Below are 15,515 nucleotides of genomic sequence, written 5' to 3'. Positions count from 1 at the left end.
ATGCACGTACATATTTTAGGCATTTGCGGCACATTCATGGGCGGTTTGGCCCTGATCGCTCGTTCTGCTGGCATGACCGTCACTGGTTGTGATGCAGGCGTTTATCCCCCCATGAGTACCCAACTGGAAGAGCAAGGCATAGAACTGATTGAAGGTTTTGATGCTAGCCAGACACAACTCAACCCTGATCTATATATAGTTGGTAACGTAGTGTCACGCGGTAACCCGCTGATGGAGGCCATCCTCAACCAAGGACTACCTTATATCTCTGGCCCTCAATGGCTAGGTGAACACATACTGCGTAACCAACATGTACTCGCTGTAGCTGGCACACACGGTAAGACCACTACCAGTTCTATGTTGGCGTGGATTCTAGAGCACGCGGGCTTGCAGCCTAACTTCTTGATTGGCGGCGTCGCCCCCGATCTGGGCTTATCAGCACGCTACCAACCTGAACAACGCTATTTCGTGATTGAAGCCGACGAATACGACACGGCTTTCTTCGATAAGCGTTCCAAGTTCGTGCATTACCGTCCACGCACGGCCATTTTGAACAATCTGGAATACGATCACGCTGACATTTTCCCGGATCTGTCTGCCATCGAAACCCAATTCCATCATTTGGTACGCACCATCCCTGCCGAAGGGCAAATCATTGCACCTGCACAAGATACTAATATAGATCATGTGTTGCAACGTGGTTGCTGGACACCCGTTACCCGCTTTGGTAACGGTGGTGAATGGCATGCTGAATTAGATGGCAGCGATTTGCTGGTCTACCATCAGCAAAAGTTATGTGGCCGTATCCAATGGGAACTTACCGGCTCCTACAACGTACTCAACGCGCTGGCGGCGATTGCTGCATCACAAAGCGCAGGCGTTTCGGCAGAAGTTGCATGTGAAGCACTGTCTAACTTTAAAGGCGTGAAGCGTCGCATGGAGTTGCGCGGTGAGGTCAACCGTATCAAGGTATACGACGACTTTGCTCACCATCCCACTGCTATTGCTCTAACATTAGAAGGTGTACGTGCCAAAGTAGGCAATGCCCGCATTCTGGCGGTACTTGAGCCACGCTCTAACACGATGAAGCTTGGCGCCATGGCAGCCAGACTCCCTACAGCACTGCAAGAGGCTGATCTTAGTTTCTGCTACGGTGAATCCCAAGGTAAACACATGCTAGGTTGGGACGCGGCCTTCGTACTGTCCCCACTGGGTGATAAAGCCTCGGTATGGCATGATTTAGATACCATGATTCAGGCCATCGTCCGTCAAGCACAGCCCGGTGATCATATTGTGGTCATGAGTAATGGCGGTTTTGGTGGCATACACCAAAAACTACTGAACGCGTTGTCCACTACAGTCTAACGTACACATCATGATTCTTTATTTGCATGGGTTCCGCTCTTCCCCCTCTTCGTTCAAGGCACAGCGCTTGGCAGCGCGACTACGAGCATTAGGGCTAGAAAACTCATGGGTATGCCCACAATTACCTGCTAGCCCAGCGGAAACCATTGCTTTGTGTCACCAGCTCATTGCACAACACCAAGCCACCACACCAGACCAACCTCTGGTTGTGGTGGGTTCATCACTAGGCGGTTATTACGCCGCACATTTAGCTGAACACTATCGCGCTCCGGCTGTATTATTGAACCCAGTAGTACATGCAGCGCGCGACCTACGAAAACACGTGGGTTCACACACCTTATTTCATAGCGACGAACCGTTCCACTTTCTAGAACAGTACGTCGCTGAACTCGAAGCATTAGCCGAACACCCCCCAAAAGATCCGCAGCGCTACTATCTATTAGCCTGCACAGGCGACGAGGTTCTAAATTGGCAAGAAATGGCTGACCATTACGCTGGTAGCCAAGGCAAAATCATACAAGGTAGTGATCACGGCATTTCTGATTTCGCAGAGTACGAGGACGAGATTCTCGCCTTTATTCTCGAGAAACTCCGCACTACTACCCACCCCTAGTTTTCCAAGTTACACCCCGATTTATGTACGTCCTTTTTGAAGACAGCGGTAAGTTCAAAGCTGAAAAAATATTTTCCGACGCAGACAGCACCCTGCAAGTAGAGTCTGCTAGCGGAAAACGCAGCAAAATCAAAAAAAACACCGTCTTTTTTGAATTTGAACAGCCCGAACCCAGCACACTGCTCGAGCAGGCAGAAACACTGTCTCAAACCTTGGATATCAATTTTTTGTGGGAATGCGCTCCCCAAGATGAGTTTCAAGCTACCGAGTTTGCCGCTGACTACTTCGGTCACGAGCCGAACGCCATAGAAAAAACCGCACTGATCCTGGCACTACATAGTGCCCCTGCTTATTTTCACCGCAAAGGTCGCGGCCTTTACCGCCCCGCACCACCTGACATTCTGAATGCTGCATTGGCAGCCATAGAACGCAAACGCCTACAAGAGATTCAACAAAAAGCATGGACTGATGCCATGCTCAATGGTGAGTTGCCACCGGAAATTGCCGCGGTAGCTGGGTCTTTACTGATCAGCCCTGATAAAAACACCCAAGAGTGGAAAGCTTTTGATGCTGCCGTTACGCAGTCTGGCCTTAGCGCAGAAAAACTGCTGCTGAAACTGGACGCATGGCCTAGCGCCTTGGCATTGCACCGTTATCGTTTCTTCTCTCAGCATTTTCCGCGCGGCATAGAGCTGCCACCTGTCATGCTGGGTGATTTTTTGGAAGGCTTGCCGCTTACGGATGCCAAAGCCTACTCCGTGGATGATGCCGGCACCATCGAAATTGATGACGCATTATCGGTCACCAAACTGGATGATGACCGTGTACGCATAGGCGTGCACATCGCCACCCCCGGTTTAGCAATTTTGCGTGATAACGAATTCGACCAAATGGCGCGCAAGCGTATGTCTACCGTGTACATGCCTGGGCAAAAAATCCCCATGCTGCCACACGAGTTCGTTGACCACTTCTCTTTGCAAGCAGGTGCAGAACGCCCTACGCTGTCGCTGTATGTAGAAGGTAGCCTGAGCACAGGCGAAATTTTCCATAGTGAAACTAAGCTGGAAAAAATCGTTGTACAAGAAAACCTGGTACAAAGCGACCTAGACCCACACGTCACACTGGAAGCGCTGGAAAACCCAGACGTAGACTTGCCCTATGGCGACTGGTTGCGTCCCTTGTGGCAATTTTCCCGCCAGTTGTCAGCCAAACGTGACGAAGTACGCGGCAAGCCCGAAAACAATAATCGTGTGGAATACACCTTCGACCTGCAAGGCCCACCCGATGATCCCGATAGCCCTATCAATTTAATTCCTCGTGTGCGCAATGCCCCATTAGGGTTATTGACGGCGGAATACATGATCATGGCAAATAGCCTGTGGGGTGGGTTACTGGTACAACTTGGCTTGCCAGGTATTTATCGCTCCCAACAAGCTATGCGTACTCGCATGTCTACCCACGCTGCACCACACGAAAGCATTGGTGTGCCCCAGTATATTTGGTCCACATCGCCACTGCGCCGTTACGTAGACTTGGTCAACCAATGGCAAATTCTGGCTGCCGCTCAACACGGCGTATCCGCGCGCTTGGTTGCTCCGTTCAAACCTAAAGATGCTGATCTGTACGCCATCATTGGAGCGTTTGACTCCCAATACACCGCATGGAGCGACTTCCAGCACACCATTGAACGCTACTGGGTTTTGCGCTGGTTACAGCAACAAGACATTCATCAGGTAGAAGCCACCTTCATCAAAGAAGACTTAGTACGCTTCAACAACTGCCCATTCACAACCAGAGTTGGTGGTCTAGGAACTCTGGAGCGTGGCCAGCAATTGCGCCTAGAAATTTGCCAGATTGATGAGCTACAGTTAGACGTTTCCTGCCGTCTATTGGATGTGCTGGATCCGCCAGCCGCCGCCTAACCCCATGAACCGCCTGCCCCCCTCTACTGCGGCACAACCCTACCAAGATTTTTTATGGTGGGCGATTCTGGCTTCTGTACTCATACATGTAGGTTTGCTTTGGTGGTGGCAGCGCACTCCTGCCTCTACCCCCCCAATACCTTCAGAACTGGACGTCACACTCGTTAACTTCAGTACTGAGTCTGCCCCGTTACAAGCCAAACTACTCGCACAGTGGCAAGCGGATGGCGGTGGTTCAAGCGAGTTGGATGTGAGCGCTTCTGCTCCCGCAGAATCTCAAACCATGCCCACCCCAGACCAGTTAGTCTTACAGGCCTTCAAACGTCGCCAACAGCAGCTAGAGCAAGAACAATTGCAACTGCTCAGCACGCTAGAAGCGGAATGGGAAGTTGCCCAAGCACGTTATGCGCAGGACTACACCGGTGATGGCATACGCTTTGACACCGACGATCAAGATCCTCAGCTACAAGCCCTAGCCCAACAACTGCAACGCTTGCGTGATGAAGTAGAACTCTACAACCGCAAACCGCGCTATCAATACGACGCTCCTTCTGCTCGCCAATCAGCGCAAGCCGAATACCTTGAAGACTGGCGCCATAAAATTGAAACGCTGGGCGCAGAGCACTACCCTGACGAAGCACGTGGCCGTTTATCCGGTTCAGTACAACTCACGGTATTCATACGCAAAGACGGTAGCGTAGAGCGCATTACCATCAACAAACCTGACCCTAACCCCCTCTTTACGTTAGCGGCACAACGCATCGTGCGCTTGGCTGCACCATTCCCCCCTTTTCCTCCTGAACTCAGCGATGAAACAGACGGACTGGCTATCACACGTACTTGGCATTTTTCTCAGCATCAACTGACCACACAACCATGACCAACACTGCTCGCTATGCGGTTATAGGCAACCCTATTGCCCACAGCCGTTCACCTTTTATCCATCACGCATTTGCCGAACAATGTGGCATTTCTTTGGTGTATGAGCGCCTGCTAGCACCGTTGGATGGTTTTAACGCCACCATCGAGCAATTCTTTGCCGAGGGTGGCAAGGGTTTGAACGTTACGGTTCCCTTCAAAGAAGAAGCATTTGCGCAGTGCCAATCCAGGCTCTCTTTACGCGCTCGTATCGCTGGCGCCGTCAACACGTTGTGGATGGAAGATGATGGCCTACACGGCTGCAACACCGATGGTTTGGGCTTGCTGAACGATATTATCCGCTTGGGTTTTGACCCCAAAGGCAAACGTGTACTCATGATTGGCGCGGGCGGCGCTGCCCGCGGTTGCTTACTGCCGTTACTAGAGGCTGGTTGCCATACTTTGCAGGTGGTCAACCGCACTGCTAGCCGAGCCCACGGTTTAGTAGACGAATTTCTACAACACTGCCCCGACTATAAAAACTACATACTCGCTGGCGGTTTAGACAGTGCTACAGGCGAGTGGGATATCGTAATTAATGCCACCTCGGCCAGCCTAGGCGCACAACGTATTGCGCTGCCCGCCTTGAGCTTTAGCGCACATTCCTTAGCGTACGACATGATGTACGGCGCTGAACCCACACTGTTCATGCAAGAAGCGGCACAACAAGGCGCCTCACAGCAAGCAGACGGTTTAGGCATGTTAGTAGGCCAAGCAGCCGTTAGCTTTGAAATCTGGCATGGTATGCTACCGCGTACCGAAAACGTACTGGATCAATTGCGCCAAGCGCTCTAAGCCCTATTTAGTCATGCTAGACGACACCGCCCCACTGCCTAAGAGCAGACTGAACAAGCTCAAGATGGTCAGCCTTATTGTGCTGCTACCTATCGCGTTGTTGTTGCTCTATCAGGTGTATTTATTCCTCATGGTGTGTTGGTATAGCGTGCAAAACCCTACGGCTAGCGCCGTCATGCGTCAAACCATAGAAGAACTGCGCGACCATGACCCTACTGCAACTATTACCCATCAATGGGTTGATTATGCAGACATCAGCAATAACTTAAAGCGTGCGGTGATTGCATCGGAAGACTCCAACTTCTTCAATCACGAAGGCATTGAGTGGGAAGCCATACGTCGCGCCTTAGCCTATAACCGTTCACAAGCGGAAAAGGGTTCGGCGTTACGCAGAGGCGGCTCTACTATTACGCAGCAAGTCGCCAAAAACCTGTTTTTATCTAATTCCCGCAGCTACTGGCGTAAAGGCCAAGAGCTAGTGCTGAGCTACATGATTGAAACTGTCATGAGCAAAGAGCGTATTTTGGAAATCTACCTTAATATTGCTCAATGGGGGACAGCCACTTTTGGTGCTGAAGCCGCTGCCAGACACTACTTCCGAGTAGGTGCTAATCAACTTACCCCCAAACAAGCTGCCAACTTGGCTGCCATGTTGCCTAACCCTGTTTATTACGACACCCATCGTAATACCCGCTATTTAAATAGTCGCACCAACACCATCCAGCAACGTATGCGTTTGGTGCAGATTCCTTAAGCAGCCACGCAGCAATTTTGTTAAGCTTTATCCTTTAGCATTTTGACCTTTAGTAAGTCCCTGCAATGCGCACTGCTCGCCGCTATTTGGCCTCTGAAATCTACCGATCCTGTGCTGTAGTGCTTCTCGCCCTACTGGGACTATTTACCTTTTTTGCTCTGATAGACGAGTTAGACAAAGTGAATAAAAACTTCACGTTGTTGAACCTGTTTTATCTGGAAAGCCTGCAACTTCCTACCCGCCTGTACGAGCTGCTGCCCATAGGGTTGCTGATCGGCGCTGTATTGGCGTTAGCCAGCTTAGCGCAGCGTAACGAACTGGTAATTTTGCGCGTGTCGGGCGTAAGCGGCTTAGGCATGCTAGGCATGCTGTGGGTGATCACCATACCATTGATGGTGGGTGCGTTCCTGCTGTCCGAATACATCACCCCCGCTGTACAGATTAAAGCCAGTGAAGCCCAACTACAGTTACTGGGGCGATCCGGTGGTGGTCGCTTAAGCAGCGGCTATTGGTTTAAGGAAAACATCAAGGGCGGCGGCTCACGCATCATTAATATTCAGCGTATTCAAGCCAGCGGCAAAGTGGACAACATCACTGTGCTGGAAATGCTACCCGAACAAACCTTAGACACCTTAACCCAAGCCCCTACAGGCCAGTTCCACAGTGACGGCCTGCGCTTGGACAAAGCTACTATCATCACTATAGACCCAGCGTCTTCACAGGCATTGCACGGCGAGCAAGCCCCTGAAAAACCTTTAAGCACACTGGCTAACGAGTCCACACTAGAGATTCGCACGTCGTTAACCGCTGACCGGTTAATTGCCCGTATTCTGACGCCTGAAATGATGTCTGCCAGCGATCTGATGGACTACATCAGTTATTTACAAGCCAATGAACTACAGACTGACCGACAAATGGTGGCGTTGTGGCGCAAGATCGCCTATCCCTTCACGTTGTTGGTGATGATTACCATTGCCGCCCCCATCAGTTTCATGCAAACACGTCGAGGTGGTGTAGGGACTAAAGTGTTTGCAGGTATCTTGATTGGCGTGGGCTTTTTCATGGCCAACCAGATGGCGTTGAACATTGGTACGCTCGGTAAATGGGCTCCGTGGATTACGGCCTTAGGTCCTAACATCATCGCGCTAGGTAGTGCGCTGCTAGCCTTGCTGTTAATGGAAAACCGTAACCGTTTCGCACGTCGCCGCACCATGCTGGCATCGGCTGACTGATATGATTCTTGAGACCTCCAAACCAGTCTGGGTGATTGGCGATGTACAAGGTTGCTATCAAAGCCTAGAAGCTCTGTTGGCACACCCAGTGATACAAGCCGATCACGATGCCCTATTCTGCTTTGCAGGCGACCTGATTAACCGTGGCCCACTATCTCTGGACTGCGTACGGTTTGCCCAATCCATGGGAGATAAAGCCATCACCCTATTAGGCAATCACGATATACATTTGTTGGGAGTCGCGGCTGGCGTACGCAAAGTAGGAAAGTCGGATACAGCTCAAGAAATTTTGGCTGCTCCGGATGCCGAGCAACTCGTAGACTGGCTACGCCATTGCCCCTTAGCCCTGCAGGTTCACGATCACTTGATCGTACATGCTGGCGTGGCTCCCAGCTGGACCTTGGCACAAACCTTAGCCCACGCGCGTGAAGTAGAGCTCTGCCTGCAAGCACCTAACTGGCAAAATTTGCTAGAGGGCTTATTTGGCAATCACCCCGATGTATGGAACGACTCGCTACAAGGGCAAGACCGACTACGCTTGATCATCAACATTCTGACCCGTATGCGTACCTGCTATCCAGACGGGCGGTTAAACACCAAACACAAAGGCCCACCTGATCTACAAGAGGGCCACACCGCGTGGTTTGATTTACCGAATCGTGCACTAGAAGTACCCGTGATTTTTGGTCACTGGTCTACCTTGGGCTTGATGCAACGGCCTGATGCCGTGTGTTTGGATACCGGCTGCGTATGGGGTGAATCACTAACCGCCATACGCTTACCTGATAGAAAGATTGTGCAGGTAGCGCACCAAGAAACTCAGGCGCTAAACCCGCTCGCGTTTTAACTTACGCTTTTTCTACGACGGCAGCATGTACTTGCTGCCACGTTTCGACTGCTACGACTGCCCTACCTACCTCAGCGCAATGCTCAGCAGGCAAAACCTCTAAGAACTCGCACTCCACCATTGCGCCACGTGAGCACAGCAAAATCCAAATGTTTGCCATCAAGCTTTGATCGCCAGTGAAAGCAAAACGAGCACTACGCTCGCCATGCTGGTAGTAGCGCAGCGCCACAGGTTGAATATCCACTTTCACTCGTATAGCGGCTTCAAACAAGCTAGCATGAAAAGGCTTGACCTCATCACCCGCAGACGTTGTGCCCTCAGGAAACAAGCCCACGGCTTCAGAGCGAACGAAGCGTTGATTCATCTGCTCGCTCACACCTTTAATGGCATGTCGGTGTGTACGATCTATGTACACCGTACCCGCACCAGATACCAACCACCCTATCACTGGCCATTTACGAATTTCGCTCTTAGCCACGAAACAGGTAGCACGCACCTTATCTAATACAAAAATATCCAACCAAGAACAATGATTGGATACCCATAAGACTGAACCGTTCAATACCGGCTTGCCTTGCACGACGACTTTGACGCCACAAATAGCCAACAAACCTTTAGACCAATTCTGAATCATCCATAATCGGCGTGAAAAACCAATAATGGGGAAAAGTAACAGTGTGGATAGTAATCCACCTATCAGCCACAACAGTAGCCCGGCAGCGCGCCAGGCAAATCGCAATACACTCAAGATTCAATTCCTGCTTGTGTAGAAATAGGCTGCCCTTCTTGGGCAGCATCCAACCAACGCTGCAAAATCACAGCTGCGGCCACCGCATCATCATCGTCATGATTGCCCAGTATTTGCTGAGCTTCCATGCTAGACCCTCGTTCATCCACCAGAACTACTGGTAGCCCGTACCGCCCTTGTAACTGGTTGGCAAAACGTCTGCAACGCAAGGATGCATATTGCTCCTCGCCAGAGGTAGTGAGCGGCAAACCCACCACCAACTGATCCGGCTGCCACTCTTTGAGTAGCGCCTCAATCGCTGCAAAACGTTGAATTTTAGTGACTGGCCGCAAAATAGTTAAGGGGCGTGCGTGCCAGGTCAACGTATTGCCTAGCGCCACGCCAATTTTTTTTAGGCCGTAATCAAAGGCCAGTACAGTTAGCTCAGGCATGACCAGCAGCCATACTCAACATGGCTGGGTCTATACCCAACTGTGCCAGCGCCGCATGGTAACGCTCACCAGCAGGCAGCTCAAACAAAATTTTGGCATCTGCATCCACGTTTAACCATGCATTTTGGGACATTTCGTCCTCTAGCTGTCCTGCGCTCCATCCTGCGTACCCTAAGGCAATCAGAACTTGCTCAGGCCCTTTACCGCCCGCTACGTCCTGCAATACATCACGCGATGTGGTTAGAGCCATGTCGCCCAATGCAATACTGGAGCTATAACTACCTGCTGGAGCATGCAAGACAAACCCTCGGTCTGTTTGCACCGGGCCACCAAAAAAGACGGCACGCTGCTGCTCTTCTAAGTCTAACGTCAGTTCTAACTCTATACGTTGCAGCAGATCTCCGATGGTCATATCGGTAGGTCTATTGATGACTACGCCCAGCGCACCGTTTTCATTGTGTTCACACACATAGATCACCGTGCCGGCCAAACTACCGGTCACCATCCCAGGCATCGCCACCAGCAATTGTTTGGAGAGATCAATACGCTCAGGTGTGTCCACCGTCTGCTCCGCTGCACTCATGTTGAACCCCCCAATACTAAATGTCGTAGCGTCACGACTGAAATTAGACTTCAATCAGCTCAAAATCTTCTTTACGTGCACCACACTCTGGACAAACCCAGTTTGGCGGCACATCCTCCCATAGGGTACCAGGCGCAATACCTTCTTCAGGCAGGCCTGCTTCTTCATCATAGATCCAGCCACAAATCAAACACATCCAGGTACGCATAACTCAAATTCTCTCTTCAAAAAACTCTGGACCCCCTGCACGCAGGCAATCCATTAAAATGGGCTTCATAATACTAAACCCTGCGCCAATCTGGCGTACTTTGCTCAAGTTTCATTGATTTTTCACATCATGGCTACTGATTTACCGCCTTCCTCACCACCTTTGGTGTTGTTGTTTGGCCCTCTGGATCCTACTGGTGCAGCCCACCTTATGGCGGACAGCATCAGCTGTGCTCGCTTGGGTTGCCACGCGCTAAGTGTAGTCACCAGTTTGCACGTACAAGACACCATTTCCTGCGAGCAATTGCAACTTGTGCCGCCCGAGCACCTGTATGACCAGATGCGCTGTTTGCTGGAAGATATGCCCATCAGCGCCATCAAGGCTGGCCCGCTATACAGCGCAGAGGCCGCTAGTGTACTGGCTCAAGTCGCTGCAGACTACACAGCCATTCCACTGGTGTTGCAGTTGCAGTCATTGCAAGATCACATGCTGGCCGACCATGACATTGATACAGATGATGTCATGGACGCGATTTTTCAACTGGTACTGCCACAAACCGACCTAGTCGTGGCTGACAGCACGCTGCTGGAACAGTTGCAAAACTCAGGCCACCTACCTGAGCAAGACGATGTATTCCAAGCGGTGCTGGATTTAGGTGCTAACCAATTGCTAAGCGCCACTACCGCCCACGGAACAGAACCAGCTCGCTACCAACTGCTAGGCCAAGACGGCACACGCCAACACTGGCCACTGCAAGCCACTCCACATCGCCTGCATGACACCGATTCCACGCTTAGCGTTGCGATTGCCGCAGGGCTAGCACAAGCCAAACCCATGAGTCGCGCCATCACTGACGCTATACGCTTTACCGAAAGCAGCGCAGAACGGCATTTTCAAGCTGGCATGGGCAAACTCATATTGAATCAAACTCTATGACCCAGACATTACGTTTTCCTCGTGGCTTGTATGGTGTCACCCCTGAATGGGATGACACCGCCAAATTACTAGATGCAGTCTCTGACGCGCACCGTGGTGGCATGGCTGTGCTGCAATGGCGCCGCAAACTGGCTACCGCTGAACTGGCCGCCACGCAGTTAGACGCTTTGCTGAAACGCTGCCGCGAACTGCACCTACCCTTGCTGATCAATGATGATTGGGAATTAGCGTTGCAATGCCACGCTGACGGCGCTCATTTGGGTAAAGATGACGGCTCACTGAGCACGGCCAGAGCCGCGCTGCCCAGCCCGAAATTCGTGGGTGCCTCTTGCTACAATCAGCCAGAGCTTGCGTTGCAAGCCATACAAGCTGATGTGGATTACGTGGCTTTTGGTGCCATGTTCCCCTCTAGCATCAAACCTAACGCCCCTCGTGCGCTACCCGAACATATACAACAAGGCTTGGCCCATTGCCGCGCACATGCGAATGCATTAGGCAGACCCGCCGTAGTCGCCATTGGCGGCATCACACTGGACAATGCTGCCAGCGTAATTCAGGCCGGAGCCGATACAATAGCCGTTATTAGTAGCCTGTTTGAGGCTCCAAACGTTTACCAGCGAGCACAAGCTTTTACGGATCTTTTTGCCAAATTCGCTTAACACGCTCACCTTTACCGGATACTTCACATGACTAGCAATGCAGATTTGTTCGAACGTGCCTGCCACCATATTCCTGGTGGTGTTAACTCCCCCGTGCGAGCCTTTGGTTCAGTAGGTGGTACCCCACGATTTATCCAACGCGCACAAGGCCCGTGGGTATGGGATGCAGAAGGCACCCAGTACATTGATTACGTAGGCTCGTGGGGCCCGGCTATTCTGGGTCACGCACACCCTGAAGTGATCAAGGCTGTGCAAGAAAGCGCGGCACATGGCTTGTCTTTTGGTGCACCTACTGCAGGTGAAGTAGAACTGGCTGATCTAATTTGCCAACTGCTGCCATCCATTGAAAAAGTACGTTTGGTCAGCTCCGGCACTGAAGCCACCATGAGCGCCATTCGTTTGGCCCGTGGCTACACTGGCCGCAATAAAATCATCAAATTTGAAGGCTGCTACCACGGCCACGCTGACAGCCTACTGGTGAAAGCAGGTTCTGGTTTGCTGACTTTCGGCAACCCCACTTCCGCTGGTGTACCCGCAGAATTCATCCAGCACACGCTGGTACTGAACTTCAACGACATCGAAGGTGTTAAAGCTGCCTTTGCTCAACACGCTGACGATATTGCTTGCATTATCGTTGAGCCTGTTGCTGGCAACATGAACCTGATCAAACCTATTCCAGGCTTCTTGGAAACTCTGCGCGAGCAATGTACCGAACACGGCGCTGTGCTGATTTTTGATGAAGTGATGACTGGCTTCCGTGCAGGCGCTAAAGGCGTGCAAGGCATTAGCGGCATTCGTCCTGACATGACCACACTGGCTAAAGTGATTGGTGGCGGTATGCCAGTAGGCGCTTTCGGTGGTAAAGCCGAAATCATGGATTGCATCGCCCCATTGGGCTCTGTGTACCAAGCAGGTACGCTGTCTGGTAACCCTGTTGCTGTAGCGGCTGGCTTAGCCACATTGAAACTGCTACAAGCTCCTGGCGTTTACGATCAATTGGAAAAACAAACCCGTGTGCTGGCCGAAGGCTTGGCTGAACGCGCTCGCGCCGCTGGCCATGCATTTTCTAGCGATTACGTAGGCGGCATGCTGGGTCTGTACTTCACTGACACTGTGCCTACATCGTTTGCCGAAGTATCAAAAAGCGATACACAAAAATTCAATCGCTTCTTCCATGGCATGCTGGATGCTGGTGTGTACTTGGCTCCATCTGCGTACGAGGCAAGCTTCGTCTCCTTGACTCACGATGACGCCATCGTTGCACAAACTCTGAACGCCGCCGAGCAAGTATTTAAACAGCTTTAATTCTTAAGTTGTTTCGCTGTAAAAGGCGTATTTAGCGGGCTTCAAGCCACTGTCGTGTCATGCGGCAGTGGCTTTTTTGTGAGCAGACGAATGTTAAAAGCTTGATTATTCGCAAGGCAAAGATACCCCTCACTAATAGAATTGAATGCATTATCTGAACCCTTAACTGGGTTTGAATTCATATAGCGCTTCTCTATGGAATACCGCCATGAATATGCATGATGTCCCCTTTACTGCGACCTTAGCTGATGTTCCTGACCTAGAAAGCCGTGTGGTTTCTAGCGATCATCAGGACATACGCCTATGGCTACGACTGCTCAGCTGTACCACTTTTATAGAAAACGAAATCCGTAGTCGCCTGCGTAGCGAGTTTCAAACCACATTGCCACGCTTTGATCTCATGGCCCAACTACAGCATGAGGCAGGCGGCATGAAAATGAGTGATCTCTCTAGACGCATGATGGTCACGAACGGCAACATTACCGGTATTGCTGATCAACTTGAAAAAGATGGTCTGGTAGAACGTACCAAACTGAATACTGATCGCCGTAGTTCGTTGATTCGCTTAACGCCTAAAGGCCGTAAGCTGTATCAGAAAATCTCCCAAGCACATGAGTCATGGATTCGTACACTGTTCGCTTCGTTGTCCAAGAACAGCCATCAGAAACTCTATGAGCAGTTGGGCGAACTGAAAACGATGGCACGTCTGTTCAGCCACATCCCTGAGATGGCGAAGAATTAACTGTAGCCGTTTACGCTGACCTACCTTTCGTCATACCGACGAAGCTCCATCAGTAGCTGCACTGCACTCAGCAAAACGGGTATGATTAAAGCCTATTTTTGATCTCTCTCACCTACAGGTGTGTTATGGCTGTCAATCTGCAAATTCCCGCTGAATCCGAGATTCACGCTGTTGCTGGCGTTGAAATCGGTATTACTGCTGCTGGTATTCATAAATCAGGTCGTCCAGACCTAACAGTATTTAAGCTTGCTCCCAACAGTACGGTTGCTGGCGTCTTTACCACCAACCGTTTTCGCGCGGCACCTGTGCAGGTTAGTGAAGCACACCTGCACTCCGATGCCGACACACGTGCATTGGTCATCAACACAGGTAATGCCAATGCAGCGACTGGCGAAAGCGGTTTGCAGAATGCTCGCCGTACATGTACAGAGTTGGCTGAACTGCTGGATCTGCGTCCATCGCAAATACTGCCTTTCTCTACTGGCGTGATTTTAGAGCCGCTGCCTGTGGACAAACTGGTTGCCGCCTTGCCTGCGGCTGTAAGCAGCTTTGGTGCTAACCGCTGGTTTGATGCGGCACACAGCATCATGACTACCGACACACAGCCTAAAATTCATTCTAGCCAGATCAAACTGGGCGACACGCTGACTACCATCACCGGTATCAGCAAAGGCGCTGGCATGATCAAACCCAACATGGCAACCATGCTGGGCTTCTTGGCTACCGATGCTGGTATTGCTCCTGAATTGCTGAAAGAGATGACACGTTCTATTGCGAACCGCTCTTTCAACCGCATCACTATTGATGGTGACACCTCTACCAACGACTCCTTCATCATCATGGCTACTGGCCAAAATGGTGTGATGGTGGATTCCGTTGCGAGCCCACACTACGCTGTTCTATACCAAGCATTGACTGCCGCAGCAGCCGAACTGGCACAAAAAATCGTGCGTGATGCTGAAGGCGCTACGAAGTTCATGACCATTCAGGTTGAAAACGCTGCCAACGAAGCAGAAGCCCTGAAAGTGGCTTACGCTGTTGCACAGTCACCACTGGTTAAAACCGCTTTCTACGCATCCGACCCAAATCTGGGCCGTATTCTGTGCGCCATTGGTTACGCTGGTATCAAAGACCTAGACGTCAGCAAACTGCGCCTGTGGCTGGGCGATGTCTTGGTGGCTGAAGAAGGTGGTCGCGCAGCCAGCTACCTAGAGGAAGATGGTCAGCGCGTGATGCAAGAAGCTGAAATCGTGATGCGCATCGATTTAAATCGTGGTACGCACAACGAAACGGTTTACACCTGCGACTTCTCACACGATTACGTGACGATCAACGCGGACTACCGCTCTTGATCCACCTAGGGCAGCCTCCAAGGCTGCCCTACAGGTGCTTGTTTTATTGCAGATTTTAAGTTTTTCCCCTACAATAAAAGGCTTAGCTTAAAAGGCTAATAATTT

17 protein-coding genes are annotated in these 15,515 nt (G+C 51.1%); 13 read left to right on the top strand and 4 right to left on the bottom strand.

The window, feature by feature from the left end:
- The 8 genes from mpl to AC3QL0_RS01915 all read left to right on the top strand — a co-directional run bounded on the left by mpl (window position 1) and on the right by AC3QL0_RS01915 (window position 8,446).
- Window positions 1-1,365: a UDP-N-acetylmuramate:L-alanyl-gamma-D-glutamyl-meso-diaminopimelate ligase gene (mpl, locus tag AC3QL0_RS01950; RefSeq protein WP_493009830.1), complete on the top strand. Its 1,365-nt coding sequence runs from the start codon at window positions 1-3 to the stop codon at window positions 1,363-1,365.
- A 10-nt stretch (window positions 1,366-1,375) separates the two neighbouring features.
- A complete protein-coding gene (locus tag AC3QL0_RS01945) occupies window positions 1,376-1,978 on the top strand; it encodes a YqiA/YcfP family alpha/beta fold hydrolase (protein WP_493009829.1) in 603 nt (200 codons plus the stop codon).
- A 23-nt stretch (window positions 1,979-2,001) separates the two neighbouring features.
- Window positions 2,002-3,900 carry a ribonuclease catalytic domain-containing protein gene (locus AC3QL0_RS01940; RefSeq protein ID WP_493009828.1) on the top strand — a complete coding sequence of 633 codons (1,899 nt, stop codon included), beginning with the start codon at window positions 2,002-2,004 and terminating at the stop codon, window positions 3,898-3,900.
- 4 nt (window positions 3,901-3,904) lie between these two features.
- Entirely contained in the window at window positions 3,905-4,780 is an 876-nt protein-coding gene (locus AC3QL0_RS01935) for a TonB family protein (RefSeq protein WP_493009827.1), read from the top strand.
- A complete protein-coding gene (gene aroE, locus AC3QL0_RS01930; RefSeq protein WP_493009826.1) occupies window positions 4,777-5,613 on the top strand; it encodes a shikimate dehydrogenase in 837 nt (278 codons plus the stop codon). The genes AC3QL0_RS01935 and aroE overlap by 4 nt, the downstream gene beginning before the upstream one ends.
- 34 nt (window positions 5,614-5,647) lie before the next feature.
- Window positions 5,648-6,367: a monofunctional biosynthetic peptidoglycan transglycosylase gene (gene mtgA / locus AC3QL0_RS01925; protein ID WP_493011026.1), complete on the top strand. Its 720-nt coding sequence runs from the start codon at window positions 5,648-5,650 to the stop codon at window positions 6,365-6,367.
- 65 nt (window positions 6,368-6,432) lie between these two features.
- Window positions 6,433-7,599 carry an LPS export ABC transporter permease LptG gene (gene lptG / locus AC3QL0_RS01920; RefSeq protein WP_493009825.1) on the top strand — a complete coding sequence of 389 codons (1,167 nt, stop codon included), beginning with the start codon at window positions 6,433-6,435 and terminating at the stop codon, window positions 7,597-7,599.
- Between the two features lies 1 nt (window position 7,600).
- Complete coding sequence (locus AC3QL0_RS01915) at window positions 7,601-8,446, top strand: symmetrical bis(5'-nucleosyl)-tetraphosphatase (RefSeq protein WP_493009824.1); 846 nt, start codon at window positions 7,601-7,603, stop codon at window positions 8,444-8,446.
- Window position 8,447: 1 nt separating this feature from the next.
- On the opposite strand, the gene AC3QL0_RS01910 is transcribed toward AC3QL0_RS01915, so the two are convergent.
- From AC3QL0_RS01910 to AC3QL0_RS01895, 4 genes are read right to left on the bottom strand one after another with little or no spacing between them, the layout of a single operon-like run.
- Window positions 8,448-9,194 carry a lysophospholipid acyltransferase family protein gene (locus AC3QL0_RS01910; RefSeq protein WP_493009823.1) on the bottom strand — a complete coding sequence of 249 codons (747 nt, stop codon included), beginning with the start codon at window positions 9,192-9,194 and terminating at the stop codon, window positions 8,448-8,450.
- Window positions 9,191-9,625 (bottom strand): Holliday junction resolvase RuvX, encoded by a 435-nt coding sequence (ruvX, locus tag AC3QL0_RS01905; protein ID WP_430221578.1) that lies wholly within the window; start codon window positions 9,623-9,625, stop codon window positions 9,191-9,193. Before ruvX ends, AC3QL0_RS01910 begins: the two co-directional genes overlap by 4 nt.
- The gene (locus tag AC3QL0_RS01900; protein ID WP_493009822.1) at window positions 9,618-10,208 is read right to left on the bottom strand and encodes a YqgE/AlgH family protein; all 591 of its coding nucleotides are present in this window, start codon (window positions 10,206-10,208) and stop codon (window positions 9,618-9,620) included. The genes ruvX and AC3QL0_RS01900 overlap by 8 nt, the downstream gene beginning before the upstream one ends.
- Window positions 10,209-10,251: 43 nt before the next feature.
- Entirely contained in the window at window positions 10,252-10,416 is a 165-nt protein-coding gene (locus tag AC3QL0_RS01895) for a rubredoxin (RefSeq protein ID WP_073102607.1), read from the bottom strand.
- Between the two features lie 129 nt (window positions 10,417-10,545).
- Here AC3QL0_RS01895 and thiD point away from each other — a divergent pair, with 129 nt between their 5' ends.
- From thiD to argJ, 5 genes are all read left to right on the top strand, one after another.
- Window positions 10,546-11,352: a bifunctional hydroxymethylpyrimidine kinase/phosphomethylpyrimidine kinase gene (gene thiD, locus AC3QL0_RS01890; RefSeq protein WP_493009821.1), complete on the top strand. Its 807-nt coding sequence runs from the start codon at window positions 10,546-10,548 to the stop codon at window positions 11,350-11,352.
- Window positions 11,349-12,011, top strand: a complete 663-nt coding sequence (gene thiE / locus AC3QL0_RS01885) for a thiamine phosphate synthase (RefSeq protein ID WP_493009820.1) — start codon at window positions 11,349-11,351, stop codon at window positions 12,009-12,011. The genes thiD and thiE overlap by 4 nt, the downstream gene beginning before the upstream one ends.
- A 27-nt stretch (window positions 12,012-12,038) precedes the next feature.
- Window positions 12,039-13,316: a glutamate-1-semialdehyde 2,1-aminomutase gene (gene hemL, locus AC3QL0_RS01880; RefSeq protein WP_135866031.1), complete on the top strand. Its 1,278-nt coding sequence runs from the start codon at window positions 12,039-12,041 to the stop codon at window positions 13,314-13,316.
- 208 nt (window positions 13,317-13,524) lie between these two features.
- Complete coding sequence (locus AC3QL0_RS01875) at window positions 13,525-14,058, top strand: MarR family winged helix-turn-helix transcriptional regulator (RefSeq protein WP_493009818.1); 534 nt, start codon at window positions 13,525-13,527, stop codon at window positions 14,056-14,058.
- 125 nt (window positions 14,059-14,183) lie between these two features.
- Window positions 14,184-15,410, top strand: a complete 1,227-nt coding sequence (gene argJ, locus AC3QL0_RS01870; protein ID WP_493009817.1) for a bifunctional glutamate N-acetyltransferase/amino-acid acetyltransferase ArgJ — start codon at window positions 14,184-14,186, stop codon at window positions 15,408-15,410.
- Window positions 15,411-15,515 lie beyond the last annotated feature (105 nt).

The sequence above is a fragment of the Paenalcaligenes sp. GW821-LYS-B07-1 genome, assembly GCF_058803365.1.
The sequence above is the reverse complement of the archived record's forward strand: the minus strand, read 5'-3'. Positions and strand labels throughout refer to the sequence as shown.

Excerpts from the sequence above, each read along its gene's own strand:
- AC3QL0_RS01895 (WP_073102607.1), bottom strand. The coding sequence starts at position 10,416 with ATGCGTACCTGGATGTGTTTGATTTGTGGCTGGATCTATGATGAAGAA.
- hemL (WP_135866031.1), top strand. The coding sequence starts at position 12,039 with ATGACTAGCAATGCAGATTTGTTCGAACGTGCCTGCCACCATATTCCT.
- AC3QL0_RS01915 (WP_493009824.1), top strand. The coding sequence starts at position 7,601 with ATGATTCTTGAGACCTCCAAACCAGTCTGGGTGATTGGCGATGTACAA.
- lptG (WP_493009825.1), top strand. The coding sequence starts at position 6,433 with ATGCGCACTGCTCGCCGCTATTTGGCCTCTGAAATCTACCGATCCTGT.
- argJ (WP_493009817.1), top strand. The coding sequence starts at position 14,184 with ATGGCTGTCAATCTGCAAATTCCCGCTGAATCCGAGATTCACGCTGTT.
- ruvX (WP_430221578.1), bottom strand. The coding sequence starts at position 9,625 with ATGCCTGAGCTAACTGTACTGGCCTTTGATTACGGCCTAAAAAAAATT.
- AC3QL0_RS01945 (WP_493009829.1), top strand. The coding sequence starts at position 1,376 with ATGATTCTTTATTTGCATGGGTTCCGCTCTTCCCCCTCTTCGTTCAAG.
- mpl (WP_493009830.1), top strand. The coding sequence starts at position 1 with ATGCACGTACATATTTTAGGCATTTGCGGCACATTCATGGGCGGTTTG.
- AC3QL0_RS01940 (WP_493009828.1), top strand. The coding sequence starts at position 2,002 with ATGTACGTCCTTTTTGAAGACAGCGGTAAGTTCAAAGCTGAAAAAATA.
- AC3QL0_RS01935 (WP_493009827.1), top strand. The coding sequence starts at position 3,905 with ATGAACCGCCTGCCCCCCTCTACTGCGGCACAACCCTACCAAGATTTT.
- AC3QL0_RS01875 (WP_493009818.1), top strand. The coding sequence starts at position 13,525 with ATGAATATGCATGATGTCCCCTTTACTGCGACCTTAGCTGATGTTCCT.
- aroE (WP_493009826.1), top strand. The coding sequence starts at position 4,777 with ATGACCAACACTGCTCGCTATGCGGTTATAGGCAACCCTATTGCCCAC.
- thiE (WP_493009820.1), top strand. The coding sequence starts at position 11,349 with ATGACCCAGACATTACGTTTTCCTCGTGGCTTGTATGGTGTCACCCCT.
- thiD (WP_493009821.1), top strand. The coding sequence starts at position 10,546 with ATGGCTACTGATTTACCGCCTTCCTCACCACCTTTGGTGTTGTTGTTT.
- AC3QL0_RS01900 (WP_493009822.1), bottom strand. The coding sequence starts at position 10,208 with ATGAGTGCAGCGGAGCAGACGGTGGACACACCTGAGCGTATTGATCTC.